The sequence below is a fragment of the Stenotrophomonas sp. STEN014 genome (assembly GCF_056760315.1).
In genome coordinates this window covers 271,082-283,376 of record NZ_JBRREN010000003.1, presented here as the reverse complement: position 1 = coordinate 283,376, position 12,295 = coordinate 271,082, and the positions used below count along the sequence as shown (strand labels likewise).

General features: G+C 68.2%; 12 protein-coding genes and 1 riboswitch. Of the genes, 5 read left to right on the top strand and 7 right to left on the bottom strand.

Annotation, left to right across the window (positions count from 1 at the left end; all coding sequences use genetic code 11):
• Positions 1-292 precede the first annotated feature (292 nt).
• Together ACVOMC_RS06280 and ACVOMC_RS06275 are read left to right on the top strand one after the other, a co-directional pair.
• The gene (locus tag ACVOMC_RS06280; RefSeq protein WP_481523262.1) at positions 293-775 is read left to right on the top strand and encodes a GAF domain-containing protein; all 483 of its coding nucleotides are present in this window, start codon (positions 293-295) and stop codon (positions 773-775) included.
• Entirely contained in the window at positions 772-1,146 is a 375-nt protein-coding gene (locus ACVOMC_RS06275) for a TfoX/Sxy family protein (RefSeq protein WP_481523261.1), read from the top strand. Before ACVOMC_RS06280 ends, ACVOMC_RS06275 begins: the two co-directional genes overlap by 4 nt.
• 4 nt (positions 1,147-1,150) lie before the next feature.
• On the opposite strand, the gene cobS is transcribed toward ACVOMC_RS06275, so the two are convergent.
• From cobS to cobT, 3 genes are read right to left on the bottom strand one after another with little or no spacing between them, the layout of a single operon-like run.
• Complete coding sequence (cobS, locus tag ACVOMC_RS06270; RefSeq protein WP_481523260.1) at positions 1,151-1,897, bottom strand: adenosylcobinamide-GDP ribazoletransferase; 747 nt, start codon at positions 1,895-1,897, stop codon at positions 1,151-1,153.
• Complete coding sequence (locus ACVOMC_RS06265) at positions 1,894-2,481, bottom strand: histidine phosphatase family protein (protein ID WP_057506364.1); 588 nt, start codon at positions 2,479-2,481, stop codon at positions 1,894-1,896. Before ACVOMC_RS06265 ends, cobS begins: the two co-directional genes overlap by 4 nt.
• On the bottom strand, positions 2,478-3,548 hold the full coding sequence (cobT, locus tag ACVOMC_RS06260; protein ID WP_481523259.1) for a nicotinate-nucleotide--dimethylbenzimidazole phosphoribosyltransferase: 1,071 nt from the start codon (positions 3,546-3,548) through the stop codon (positions 2,478-2,480). The genes ACVOMC_RS06265 and cobT overlap by 4 nt, the downstream gene beginning before the upstream one ends.
• Positions 3,549-3,636: 88 nt before the next feature.
• Positions 3,637-3,874: riboswitch (cobalamin riboswitch) on the top strand.
• A gap of 116 nt (positions 3,875-3,990) precedes the next feature.
• Here cobT and btuB point away from each other — a divergent pair.
• Positions 3,991-5,868: a TonB-dependent vitamin B12 receptor gene (gene btuB, locus ACVOMC_RS06255; protein WP_481523258.1), complete on the top strand. Its 1,878-nt coding sequence runs from the start codon at positions 3,991-3,993 to the stop codon at positions 5,866-5,868.
• Positions 5,869-5,967: 99 nt separating this feature from the next.
• Here the strand turns inward: btuB and gph are convergent, their stop codons facing one another.
• Both gph and dinB read right to left on the bottom strand, forming a co-directional pair.
• Positions 5,968-6,633: a phosphoglycolate phosphatase gene (gene gph, locus ACVOMC_RS06250; RefSeq protein ID WP_481523257.1), complete on the bottom strand. Its 666-nt coding sequence runs from the start codon at positions 6,631-6,633 to the stop codon at positions 5,968-5,970.
• Between the two features lie 49 nt (positions 6,634-6,682).
• Positions 6,683-7,768, bottom strand: coding sequence for a DNA polymerase IV (gene dinB / locus ACVOMC_RS06245; protein ID WP_481523256.1), 1,086 nt, complete (start codon positions 7,766-7,768; stop codon positions 6,683-6,685).
• 210 nt (positions 7,769-7,978) lie between these two features.
• On the opposite strand from dinB, the gene fabA reads away from it, so the two are divergent.
• Positions 7,979-8,494, top strand: coding sequence for a 3-hydroxyacyl-[acyl-carrier-protein] dehydratase FabA (gene fabA / locus ACVOMC_RS06240; protein WP_481523255.1), 516 nt, complete (start codon positions 7,979-7,981; stop codon positions 8,492-8,494).
• The gene (fabB, locus tag ACVOMC_RS06235) at positions 8,494-9,702 is read left to right on the top strand and encodes a beta-ketoacyl-ACP synthase I (protein WP_481523254.1); all 1,209 of its coding nucleotides are present in this window, start codon (positions 8,494-8,496) and stop codon (positions 9,700-9,702) included. Before fabA ends, fabB begins: the two co-directional genes overlap by 1 nt.
• A gap of 120 nt (positions 9,703-9,822) precedes the next feature.
• On the opposite strand, the gene ACVOMC_RS06230 is transcribed toward fabB, so the two are convergent.
• Together ACVOMC_RS06230 and ACVOMC_RS06225 are read right to left on the bottom strand one after the other, a co-directional pair.
• Positions 9,823-10,170 carry an SH3 domain-containing protein gene (locus ACVOMC_RS06230; protein ID WP_481523253.1) on the bottom strand — a complete coding sequence of 116 codons (348 nt, stop codon included), beginning with the start codon at positions 10,168-10,170 and terminating at the stop codon, positions 9,823-9,825.
• 100 nt (positions 10,171-10,270) lie between these two features.
• Positions 10,271-12,295 carry a M3 family metallopeptidase gene (locus ACVOMC_RS06225; protein ID WP_481523252.1) on the bottom strand — a complete coding sequence of 675 codons (2,025 nt, stop codon included), beginning with the start codon at positions 12,293-12,295 and terminating at the stop codon, positions 10,271-10,273.

Below are 12,295 nucleotides of genomic sequence, written 5' to 3'. Positions count from 1 at the left end.
ATGTGTACGGAGTCTGCACCCCGGCGATATGCGCAGGGAACCGGTGCCCGAGCCCTTCGAACGCACCGCCACGCGGGCACCCGGACTCCCTGAACCTGCGAGCCCGCAGGCTCACCCCAACGCGGGCCACCTCGTCCGCCCGGGGATGCCGACCGGGTATCCATTTAGGCAACGCAATGGCAGCGGCCGCCGCCCGTGAGCGCCCGCCATCGCCAAGCCGCCGGACATATTCCAGCCACAGCGTTGTCGCCGCTGGCACAATCGGTGCCCCCGCAGGCGCTAGACTCATACGATGTTCAATACCTCCTCCCTCACCGGCAGCAAGCCGGAACAGTACGCCCAGCTGCTGGCCCAGGCCCGTGCACTGGTGCAGGGCGAACGCGACCGCATCGCCAATGCCGCCAATCTGTCAGCCCTGATCTACCACGCGCTGCCGCAGCTGAACTGGGCGGGTTTCTATTTCTACGATGGCACCGAACTGGTGGTCGGGCCCTTCCAGGGCTTGCCGGCCTGCGTGCGCATTCCCCTGCACAAGGGCGTCTGCGGCGCGGCGGCGAGCAGCCGCCAGACCCAGCGCATCGATGATGTGGATGCGTTCCCCGGCCATATCGCCTGCGATTCGGCCTCGCGTTCGGAACTGGTGGTGCCGTTGCTGCATAACGGCCAGCTGATCGGCGTACTGGATATCGACAGCCCGGTCACCGCGCGCTTCGATGCCGAGGACCAGCACGGCCTGGAAGCCATCGCCCAGGTCTTCGTCGAGTCGTTGGCGTGAGTACCACCAAGCTGCGCAACATCGGCCCGAAAAGCGCCGCATGGCTGCGTCAGGTGGGATTGCGCAGCCAGCAGGACCTGGTCGCCGCCGGTCCGGTGGCGGCGTTCATGAAAGTGCGCCGCGCCGGCTTCAAGCCCAGCCTGAATCTGCTGTATTCGCTGGAAGGCGCGCTGGTCGACTGTCATTGGCAGGACGTGCCCGAAGCCCGCCGTCAGCAGCTGGTCGCCGAATACGAAGCGGCCCTGGCCGAGTTGCCGGCCGCGCGCGGCACTCAGGCCGCCGGGCCGGTGCACGAAACCCGCCTGCCCCCCGCGGAGCCGGCGGAAGCCGAATCGGACCGCACCGCGGAAATCCGTTTCAGCGAAGACTGACGTCTCACGCCCAGAACGGTAGCGCGCTGCCCGGCCACAGCGCCAGCGCCAGCAACAGCAGGGTTTCGACCACCTCGACACTGGCGCCCAGACAGTCGCCGGAAATACCGCCCAGCGCGCGCCGCCAGTACCAGGCGACCAGCGGCACCAGCAGCAACGCCAGCAGCAGCGGCCACGCACAGACCCCGGTCAGCGCCGCCAGCAACAGCGCCCACAGCCACATCGCCGCCGGCCGCAGCTGCCAGGAAAAACGTTCCCCCATGCCATCGCCATGCAACGACGGAATCCGCTGGCTCCACCACAAGGTGCCCCAGCGCGCCCACACCGGCACCAGCACGATGCCGAACCAGGCGGGACTGGCGGCCAGTTCGGTCAGCAGCACGAACTTGAGCAGCAGCTGCATGACCAGCGTGACCACGCCGAACACGCCCATGTGCGGATCCTTGAGCACCTCCAGAAAACGCTGCGGGTTGCGATGCGCCGCGCCGAACGCGTCGGCCACATCGCCCAGCCCGTCCAGATGCAGCGCGCCGGTCACCCACACCCACAGCAACAGGGTCAGCGCGCCGGCCAGCCACGGCCGCTCGCCCAGCGCATACAGCGGCAGCGCCAGCAGCACGCCGATAAGCGCACCCACCAGCGGGTAGTACACGGCCGAACGGCTCAGGTCCTCCTGGCGGAAGTCCTTGACCTGCGGCGTCGGCAGCCGGGTCAGGAACTGGATGGCCAGGATCAGCCGGCGCACGCTCATGGCTGGCGCAGCTCCAGCAGCTCGCCCCACAGCCGGCCGTCCTCGCCGCGCTCCACCCGCAACCGCACGCGGGTGCCGTAGTCGATACGCAGCGCCCACAGCAGCGACAACGGCATGCCGCAGATGCGCGAGATCGCCAGCCGCAACACGCCGGCATGACTGACCACCAGCACCGGCCGGCCATCGCCGTCGTCCTCGTCCATCAACCGCTGCAACTGCAGTTCCACGCGCGCCTGGAACTGCTGCCACGACTCGCCATTGGGTGGCATCACCTCGTGCGGCTCTTCATACAGGCCGGCCAGTTGCTCGGCCGGCAGCTCATCGAAATGACGACCGTCCCAGTCGCCGAAGTCGAGCTCGGCCCAGTCCGGATGGATCTCGCAGAACTGGTCGGTGCCGGCCAGCAGCGCGTGCGCGGTATCCAGCGCGCGGCGGCGCGGCGAGGCGATCACCCGGCTCCAGTCCAGGCCGGCATGGCAGCGATGCAACGCCTCCATCGCGCCGTCGACCAGCGGCGGGTCGGTGCGGCCGTCCAGATAGCCCTGGCGCCCGGTGGACGCGTGCCGCATCAGATCCAGGATCATCGGCGGCCGTCACGATCGGCCACGGCCGCTTCTTCAAACGTGGCCATCTGGTTGTGCAGCGCGCAGGCCATGCGCACCAGCGGCAAGGCCAGCGCCGCGCCGGAGCCTTCGCCCAGACGCAGATCCAGTTGCAGCAGCGGCTGCGCCTGCAGCAGCTCGAGCAGGCGGACATGCCCGCGCTCGGCCGACTGGTGCGAGAACAGCAGCCACGGCCGTACCCCGGGATTGATGCGCACCGCGGCCAACGCGGCGGCCGAGACGATGAAGCCATCCACCAGCACCGGCACGCCGCGCTGTGCGGCGGCGATCATCGCCGCGCTCATCGCCGCGATCTCCAGCCCGCCGACGCGGCGCAGCGCTTCCCAGCCCGGTGATGCCGCGGCGTTGATCGCCTCGCCATGCAGGGCCAGCGCGCGGGCGATGATGTTCTTCTTCTGCACCATGCGCACCGCGTCCAGCCCGGTGCCGATGCCGACCAGCTCCTCCAGCGGCAACGACCCCAGCACCGCGGCCAGAGCACTGGCGGAGGTGGTATTGCCGATGCCCATTTCCCCCAGCACCAGCAGGTCCGCGCCGCCGGCGCAGACAGGGTCCACCGCGCGCCGGCCGGCGTCGAAAGTGGCACGCAATTCGACTTCCGACATCGCCTCGGCGGTGCTGAAATCCGCGGTGCCGTGACGGGCCTTGTCGGTGACGACTCCGGCGATCGGGGCGGTCGCGCGGCTGCCCACATCCCACACATGCAGCGGCAGGCCCAGCTCACGCGCCAGCACCGCGACAGCCGCGCCCCCGGCAGCGAAGTTGTGCAGCATCTGCACCGTGACTTCGGCCGGATAGGCCGAGACCCCGCGCGCGGCAACCCCGTGGTCGCCGGCGAACACGATCACCGGCACCTGCGCGGCCTGCGGCCGGTCAGCGGCCTGCAGCGCGGCCAGTTCGATGGCCAGCGTCTCCAGCCGGCCCAGCGCGCCCTCGGGCTTGGTCAGCTGCCGCTGGCGGGCGATGGCACGTTGGCGGTGTTCCTGCGAAGGCTGCCCACAGGCCTGCCCGAACCACGTTTCTGTCACGACTGTTCCGATACTGCGATGCAATCGCGCATTTTAACCGTCCAGGCGCGGTTGCCGGCCTTTTGCGCAGGCCTGGCGGTGATCGCATAGAATGCGCGCACTTTCGGGTGACCGGCCGGCCTTGCCGGACGGTTGAAACGGGAAGCCGGTGCCGCGCCCTGCTGGAATTCCAGCCGTCCGCCATTCCGGCACTGCCCCCGCAACGGTAAGCAGGACAAGACCAGGCAACACCGCCACTGTGCATGGCACGGGAAGGCGCCTGGTCGGAAGCAGCCTCGGCTGCCTCGCCTGCGAGTCCGGAGACCGGCCCGGAAGCCGACTGGTTGCGATGCGGAGGGCATGGCGGCGGCTGTAGCGCCGTGTGCGCGACCTCCGTCTTCTTCCCTCTTCTGGCAGCCTTCCCCATCCGCCTGCGCGGGAGCGCGCAGGTCCAGGAGCTTCCATGAAACTGTCTTACCACACCCTTTCCCTCGCCCTTGCCTTGGCCTTGCCGGACGTTGCCGCCGCGCAGAACGCGCCGACCGAGCCGGCTCCGACCCGACTCGATGACATCACCGTCACCGCCACCCGTACCCCGGTCTCGATCGAGAACAGCGTGGTGCCGGTGCAGGTGATCGACCGCGTGCAGATCGACCGCAGCCAGGCCAGCTCGCTGCTGGAACTGCTGCGCGGCCGGGCCGGCCTGGATTTCGCCAACCAGGGCGGCGCCGGCAAGATCACCTCGCTGTTCCTGCGTGGCAGCAACTCCAACCAGGTGCTGGTGCTGGTGGACGGCGTGCGCATCGGTTCGGCCACCAACGGCATGCCGACCCTGCAGGACCTGCCGGTCGACCAGATCGAGCGCGTGGAGATCGTGCGCGGCCCGCGTTCGAGCCTGTACGGCTCCGAAGCCATTGGCGGCGTGATCCAGATCTTCACCCGCGCCGCCGGCCAGGGCCTGCAGCAGAATCTGGCGCTCACCGCCGGCAGCCACAACCTGCGCCAGGCCAGTGCCGGCTTCAGCAACCGCGGCGAACGCGGCTGGATCTCCGCCCAGGGCGGCTACCAGAGCACCGACGGCATCAACGCCTGCCGCGGCACCGCCGCCGGCTGGGGCGCGGGCTGCTATGCCGATGAGCCGGACCGTGACGGCTACCGCAACACCTCGATCAACGTGCGCGGCGGTTATGCGCTGAGCGAGGCATTGAGCCTGGAAGGCCACATGCTGAACTCGGACAGCTTCAACGAGTACGACGGCAGCATCTTCGGCGGCAACGAAGCCGACAACCGCCAGCAGGTCTACGGCGGCAAGCTGGCATGGGCGCCCTCGGACAGCTTCCGCCTGAGCGCGCAGCTCGGCCGCAGCAGCGACCAGGCCGACAGCTACTTCGCGGCCGGCGGCGCGCGCACCCTGGCCAGCGTGTTCAACACCCGTCGCGACACCGCCGCCGTGCAAGGCGACATCAAGTTTGGCGAAGGCCAGCAGATCAGCGCCGGCGCCGATTGGCAGCAGGACCGGATCGAAAGCACCACCGCGTTCGATGTGGACAACCGCGACAACACCGGCATGTTCGTCGAATACCAGGGCGGCTTCGGCGCCCACTCGCTGCAGGCCAGCGTGCGCAACGACGACAACGAGCAGTTCGGCAACCACACCACCGGCAGTCTGGGTTACGGCTTTGCCTTCGGTCATGGTTTCCGCCTGACCGCCAGCGCCGGCACCGGCTTCAAGGCACCGACCTTCAACGACCTGTACTACCCGGGCTTCAGCAACCCGGACCTGAAGCCGGAAGAATCCAAGAGCCTGAACCTCGGCATCGCCCAGTACGCCGACACCTGGAACTGGACCTTCAACGCCTACGAAACCCGCATCGACCAGCTGATCGGCTATGACAGCAACTTCGATCTGGTCAACGTGGCCGAAGCCCGCATCCGCGGCGCCGAGCTGACCGGCTACCTGTCGCTGGCCGGTTTCGACCTCAACGCCCAGGCCAGCTTCACCGACCCGCGCGACCACACCGCCGGCGCGGCCACCTACGACAACCTGCTGGCCCGCCGCGCGCGCACCAGCGGCCGCCTGGACGTGGACAAGAGCTTCGGCCCGCTGCGTCTGGGCGTGACCGCGGCCGGCAGCGGCCACCGCTTCGACAACGCCGCCAACAGCGTGCGTCTGGCCGGCTACGGTACCGTCGATGTCCGAGTGGAATACGCAATCAACGCCGAGTGGAGCCTGCAGGCCAAGGCCGCCAACGTGTTCGACCGCGACTATGAAACCGTGGCCTGGTACAACCAGCCCGGCCGCGAGTACCAGCTGACCCTGCGCTACAACAGCAAGAACTGAGGCGGAGCACTCCGCTGATACGACGATGCCCCGGTGTTCGCACCGGGGCATTTTTGTTGCGGCGACTGCCCCGAAAACCCGGTGCCGCGACGCAGCCGCTCAGACGAGGGGCAACAGCTCGCGCAGATCGTCGATCACCGCCAGTGCGCCGGCCGCATCCAGGTCCAGATCCCGCGGATAGCCGTAGCGCACCAGCACCACCGGCATGTGCGCGTGGTTGGCCGCGCCCAGATCGGTGGCCGAATCGCCCACCATCAGGCACGCACCGGCCGGCTGCCCCAGCAGTGCGGCGGCGTGCAACAGTGGCTCGGCCGCAGGTTTGCGCTGCGGCAGGCTGTCGCCGCCGACGATATGGGTGAAGAACTCCGCGATCCCCAGATGTGCCAGCAGCGGCGGTACCAGCGCCGCCGGCTTGTTGGTGCAGATCGCCATCGGCAGGGCGCGTGCGCGCAGCGCCTGCAGCGTTTCCGGCACGCCGGCATACAGGCGCGGGCTGCGCAGCAGGCAGGCGTGGTAGTGGCGCATGAAGGCCGGCATCACCGTTTCCAGCGGGCGGTCGCTGCCGGCGTGCCGCAACGCGGTGGCCACCAGATTGCGTACGCCTTCGCCGATCCAGCTGCGCACCCGCGCCTCAGGCACGCGCGCCAGCGCCAGCTCCTCCAGACAGCGGTTGACCGCCTCGGCGATATCGCCGGCGCTGTCCACCAGGGTTCCGTCCAGATCGAAAATCACCGCTGACGTGGCCACGTTGTTGACACTCCTCACGCAGAAAACCGTCGATTGTAGCGGCGCCCCGATACAGGGCCCGACGTGCTCAGTCCAGCGCTGGGGTGCGGAACAGATCGCCCTGCAGCAGCACCTCGGCACGATCACGGAAGCCGGACAGGCCCACCCCCACCAGCCGGTAGCGCGTGTCCGGCGGCAGCTGCACCCGCTGGCACAGCGCCAGGGCGATATCGCGCAGCTCCTCCACCGAGCCGGGCGGAGAGTCCGGGGTGAAGCTGCGGGTAAGGATGCGGAACTGCGCGGTCTTGAGCTTGAGCACCACCGTATGGGCAATCCGCTCGGTGCGTCCGGTGGCGCGCCAGGTGCGCTCGGCCAGCTGGGTGATCAGCTCGTCGAACTGGCCCAGCGGCAGATCCTCGGCAAACGTGTCCTCCGAGGAGATGGACTGCACCGGCTGGTCCGGTTCCACCGGGCGCTCATCGATCCCACGCGCCCGCTTGTACAGTCGGGCGCCGAAACTGCCGAACAGCGCCTGCAGCTGCTCCAGTGGCAGTCCGCGCAGATCACCGACGGTGGCGATCCCCAGCGCCGCCAGCCGGCCTTCCATCACCTTGCCCACGCCCGGCACGCGGTTGACCGGCAACGGCGTCAGGAACTGCTCCACCCTGGACGGCGGCACCACGAACTGGCCATCGGGCTTGCGCCAGTCCGAGGCGATCTTGGCCAGGAACTTGTTCGGGGCGATGCCGGCCGAGGCGGTCAGCGCGGTCGTCTCGCGGATCTGCGCGCGGATCAGGCGGGCGATGTCGGTGGCGATGCCGCCGCAGCTGGGCGAGGCGGTCACATCCAGATAGGCCTCGTCCAGCGACAGCGGTTCCACCAGCGGCGTGTGCTGCAGGAAGATCGCGCGGATCTGCCGCGACACCGCCTTGTAACGGGCGAAGTCCGGCGGCACGAACACCGCGTCCGGGCACAGCCGTTCGGCCCGCAACGCCGGCATCGCCGAGCGCACCCCGAAGGTGCGCGCCTCGTAGGAGGCCGCACAGACCACCGACCGGGGCCCCTTCCACGCTACCACCACCGGCCGCCCGCGCAATCCGGGGTCATCGCGCTGCTCCACCGACGCATAGAAGGCGTCCATGTCCACATGGATGATCTTGCGAAGCTGGGCCACGACAACAGTCCGGAACGGTCGCCAACATGATAGCTGCTGTCGCTAAATGCACACTTGTCCTCACAATTGTGCATTTTAAAACGACTCGCAACAGCCCTCGAACGGCTGCTAACTGCGCCGAACATACGCAACCGTCCAGTTAAAACATTTGATTGAACGCTGCTGCTGCCGCATGCTCGGCGACTCGCTCCTGGCTTTGGATTACCCCGGATGACCCGTCTGCATACGTTCTCGCGTGACCAGCTGCTGGCCAGCGCGCGCGGCGAACTCTTCGGCCCCAACAAGGGCCGCCTGCCCAACGACCCGATGCTGATGTTCGACCGCATCACCGACATCCGCGAGGACGGTGGCGCCCATGGCAAGGGCCTGATCCGCGCCGAGCTGGATATCCGCCCGGACCTGTGGTTCTTCGGTTGCCACTTCATCGGTGATCCGGTGATGCCCGGCTGCCTGGGACTGGACGCCATGTGGCAGCTGACCGGCTTCTACCTGACCTGGCTGGGCGCCGAAGGCCGCGGCCGTGCGCTGGGCTGTGGCGAGGTCAAATTCACCGGCCAGGTGCTGCCCAGCGCCAAGCTGGTGCAGTACGAAATCGATGTCTCCCGCGTGATCAACCGCAAACTGGTGATGGCCCAGACCGATGCCCGCATGCTGGTGGACGGGCGCGAGATCTACACCGCCAAGGACCTGAAGGTCGGCCTGTTCACCTCGACGGAGAGCTTCTGATGCGTCGCGTCGTCATTACCGGCATGGGCATCACCTCCTGCCTGGGCAACGATCTGGACACCGTCTCCAGCGCCCTGCGCGAAGGCCGCCCCGGCATCGTCGCCCTGCCCGACCACGCCGAAGCCGGGCTGCGCAGCCAGGTGGGCGGCAAGGTCGACATCGACCTGACCGCGCAGGTGGACCGCAAGCTCAAGCGCTTCATGAGCGATGCGGCCGCCTACAGCTACCTGGCCATGCGCGATGCCATCGCCGATGCCGGCCTGGACGAGGCGACGGTCAGCAACGTGCGTACCGGCGTGATCGCCGGCTCCGGTGGCGGCTCCAGCGAATGGCAGGTGGAAGCGGCCGATCTGCTGCGCAACCGCGGCGTGCGCAAAGTCGGCCCGTACATGGTGCCGCGCACGATGTGCTCGACCGTGTCGGCCAACCTGGCCACCGCGTTCAGCATCAAGGGCCTGAGCTATTCGCTGTCGGCCGCCTGCGCCACCTCGGCCCATTGCATTGGCGCGGCGGCGGACCTGATCCGCCACGGCGCCCAGGACGTGATGTTTGCCGGTGGCGGCGAGGACCTGCACTGGTCGATGAGCGTGATGTTCGACGCCATGGGCGCGCTGTCCACCGGTTTCAACGAAACCCCGGCCACCGCCTCGCGTCCGTATGACGCCAACCGCGACGGCTTCGTCATCGCCGGTGGCGGCGGCATGCTGGTGCTGGAAGACTATGACCACGCCATCGCCCGTGGCGCGAAGATCTACGCCGAGCTGGTCGGTTACGGCGTGACCTCCGACGGCGCCGACATGGTCGCGCCGTCCGGTGAAGGCGCGGTGCGCTGCATGAAGATGGCGATGGCAGGCCTGGACCGTCCGATCGACTATCTGAACACCCATGGCACCTCCACCCCGCTGGGCGATGTGACCGAGCTGGGTGCGGTGCGCGAGGTGTTCGGCGAGTCGGTACCGCCCCTGTCCTCGACCAAGGCGCTGTCGGGCCACTCGCTGGGCGCGGCCAGCGTGCACGAGGCGATCTACTGCCTGCTGATGATGCGCGACGGCTTCATGGCCGGCTCGGCCAACATCGAAACCCTGGACGAACGTGTGGAAGGTTTCCCGATCCTGCGCCAGACCCGGGACGCGACGCTGGATACGGTGATGTCCAACAGTTTCGGCTTCGGCGGTACCAACGCCACGCTGATCTTCGGCCGGGTGTGAAGCCGCTGCGGTATTGATGCCAAAAAAACAGCCGCGAAAGCGGCTGTTTTTTTACGTGATTGCGGAGAAATGAAATCCCGTCGGCGGGTTGCACACTGCACTGACCGGTGCCGCCGGCGCTCAACCACCGGGTCGCGCGGTCTCGATCACCACTCCCAGCTCCTTGCCGGCCTCGGCCAACCGGACCCGTTTGCCGTCACTGCGCGCGATCAGGTAATCGGCCGCGACCCAGCCGCTCTTGCCGCCCGCCCGCACGTTGCACCACTGCAGGTCATCCAGGCAGCGCTGCACCTCCACCGTCGTGCCCACCGGCAGCACCGCCAGCCGTTCGGCACGCGGGTCCGGCGCGCTGCGCAGGTTCAGGCCGTTGCTGACCTGGGCGGCCGGTTCGTTGATGCGTGGCTGGAACCAGAGCACGACACCAATGATGGCGGCACATGCAGCGATGCGGGTAACAAGCCGGGGCATGGCGTCGATACGGGAAAAGTCCGGTGGCACAGCTTGCCGCGCAACGCCGCCTCTGACCAGCCGGTTGCGGCGCGCGGACCGGCCGCGCGCAGGGCGGGATTCAGGCAGCCATGCCGTTGTGCCGCAGCAGCGCATCGATGCTCGGTGCACGGCCCCGGAACGCCTGGAAGTTCTCCGCGGCACTGCGACTGCCGCCGCGCGCCAGCACCTCGGCGCGGAACCGGGCACCGGTATCGGCCAGTCGCCCCGGCGCCTCCTCGAAAGCGGCGTAGGCGTCGGCGCTGAGCACCTCGGCCCATTTGTAGCTGTAGTAGCCGGCCGCGTAGCCGCCGGCGAAGATGTGGCTGAACTGGTGCGGGAAGCGGCTCCAGGCCGGCGGGAAGTTCACCGCCACCGCCTGGCGCACCCGTTCGAGCAGCTGCAGCACGCTGTCATCGGCCGGATCGAAGCCGCTGTGCAGCTGCATGTCGAACAGCGCAAACTCCAGCTGGCGCACGGTGAACATGCCGCTCTGGTAGTTCCGCGCCGCCAGCATCTTCTCGAACAGCGCCCGGGGCAGCGGCTGGCCGCTGTCCACATGCGCGCTCATCGCCTGCACGTGCTCCCACTCCCAGCAGAAGTTCTCCATGAACTGGCTGGGCAGTTCCACCGCATCCCACTCCACGCCATTGATGCCGGCCACGCCCAGCTCTCCCACCTGGGTCAGCAACTGGTGCAGGCCATGCCCCATCTCGTGGAACAGCGTGGTCACTTCGTTGTGGCTCAGGGTCGCCGGCTTGCCCGCAGCGCCACGGCCGAAATTGCATACCAGATACACCAGCGGCGTCTGCACGCCGACGGCGGTGTGGCGACGGTTGCGGCAATCGTCCATCCACGCCCCGCCGCGCTTGCCTTCGCGCGCATACAGATCCAGATAGAACTGCCCCACCAGCGTGCCATCGGCATCCACCAGCCGGTAGAAACGCACATCCTCATGCCACACCGGCGCGGTGTCGGGCTGCACCGTCAGCCCGTACAGGCGCTGGATGACATCGAACAGGCCGGCCAGCACCGCCGGTTCGGTGAAGTACCGCTTCACCTCCTGCTCGGAATAGCTGTAGCGGGCCTGCTTGAGCTTCTCCGAGACGTAGCTCAGGTCCCAGGCCTCCAGCGCGGCCAGGCCCAACTCGTCCCGGGCGAAGGCGTCCAGTTCGGCGCGGTCGCGCTGCGCATAGGGCTTGGCACGATTGGCCAGATCCTGCAGGAACGTCTGCACCTGCGCCGGGCTCTCGGCCATCTTGGTGGCCACCGAATAGGCCGCGTAGCTGTCAAACCCCAGCAGCGCCGCCAGCTCGGTGCGCAGGACGAGGATGCGGTCGATGTGGCCGCTGTTGTCCAGCGCCGGATCGCCCAGTTCGGAGGCGCGCACCGCGTTGGCGCGGTACAGCTTCTCGCGCAGCGCGCGGTTGTCGGCATAGGCCTGCACCGGCAGGTAGCACGGCATCTGCAAGCTCAGTTTGAAGCCGGATCTGCCCTCCTTCTGCGCCGCCGCGCGGCAGGCGGCGACCACCTCGGCCGGCAACCCGGCCAGCTCGTTTTCGTCTTCCACGTACAGCGCGAAGGCGTCGGTGGCATCGAGCACGTTCTGCGAAAACTTCGCCGACAACGCCGAGAGTTCTTCCTGGATTGCACTGAAACGCGCCTTGCCGGCCTCGTCCAGTTCCGCCCCGCCCAGGCGGAAATCACGCAAGGCGTTGTCCAGCACCTTGCGCCGCGCAGCGTCGTAGCCGGCGGCCTCCGGGGTGGCCGCCAGCGCCTTGTATTGCGCGAACAGCGCCAGGCTCTGGCCCAGCGCGCTGCCGAAACGGGTGACCTTGGGCAGGTTGGCGTTGTAGGCCTCGCGCAGCTCCGGGGTATTCACCACCGCCTGCAGATGGCTGACCTGGCCCCAGGCGCGGTACAGGCGCTCGGTGGCATCGTCCAGCGGCACCACGAACGCCTCCCAGCTCAGCGGCGAAACGGTTTCCGCCGCCTTCACGGCTGCTTCGGCCTGGGCCAGCAGTGCATCGATGGCCGGGCCGACGTGCTCCGGACGGATTTCATCGAAACGCGGCAGGCCGGAAAAATCGAGTAGCGGGTTGGTCAT